Annotated in this window: 1 pseudogene; it reads right to left on the bottom strand. The window is 60.5% G+C overall.

Annotated elements, in window-relative coordinates:
• Positions 1-112: 112 nt before the first annotated feature.
• Positions 113-438 (bottom strand): annotated as a pseudogene (gene sucA, locus EN750_RS38745) (2-oxoglutarate dehydrogenase E1 component); the annotation flags it as partial.

Here is a 438-nt window from a genome sequence, read left to right as displayed (position 1 = left end):
ATTTGCCGATGGTCGCTTCGGTGACGGATTCGCCGAGAGTGGGAACGCGGATTTCGGTAGCCATTGTGCCTGTCCGTTTTCTTTCGGGTTCTGTTATTCGCCCAGATTTTCTCTATTCACCAAGCGCGTCTTCGACCAAGGCGGCGAGCTGCGCGAGATGCTTCGACATCAGTCCGGTCGCCGGCGAGGCGGCGGCCGGACGGCCGGTGTAGCGCACCCGCTGATGCTTGGCATCGATATGCGCCAGCACCCATTCCAGATACGGGTCGATGAACGACCAGGCGCCCATGTTCTTGGGCTCCTCCTGGCACCAGACCATCTCGGCATTGCGGAACCGCGACAGTTCGGTGATCAGCGCCTTGGCCGGGAACGGATAGAGCTGTTCGACGCGCAGCAGATAGATGTCGTTGATGCCGCGCTTCTCGCGCTCCTCATAGA

The organism is Mesorhizobium sp. M7A.F.Ca.ET.027.03.2.1, assembly GCF_003999175.1.
In the GTDB taxonomy this organism is placed as follows: Bacteria; Pseudomonadota; Alphaproteobacteria; order Rhizobiales; family Rhizobiaceae; genus Mesorhizobium.
Note: the sequence above shows the minus strand (reverse complement) of the source record. Positions and strands in the feature narration are given on the sequence as shown.